Genomic DNA, 235 nt, shown 5'->3' with positions numbered 1-235 from the left:
CTCTAAACGGCGAATGTCGTAGACCTCTAAACCCGGACGATTGAAATCTTTATCATAAAGCTTATTGTGTTTTTGGTAATATTCCTTTTTTAATTGATACATCACCTCATTCATATTGTATTCAATTTCCAAATCTGAATAATTGTTTCCATAATCTTCCGGAGTGATCTCGGTATGTGCTGAAAAATAATTCCAACCTGCATCAAATTTGTATTTGCCGTCAATAACATCAAAG

At 33.6% G+C, this 235-nt stretch carries 1 pseudogene; it reads right to left on the bottom strand.

The features are described from left to right. Positions 1 to 235, bottom strand: a pseudogene (locus tag SB689_RS24230) (hypothetical protein); the annotation flags it as partial.

The sequence above is a fragment of the Chryseobacterium sp. SIMBA_038 genome (assembly GCF_046535115.1).
Taxonomy (GTDB): domain Bacteria; phylum Bacteroidota; class Bacteroidia; order Flavobacteriales; family Weeksellaceae; genus Chryseobacterium.
The sequence above is the reverse complement of the archived record's forward strand: the minus strand, read 5'-3'. Positions and strand labels throughout refer to the sequence as shown.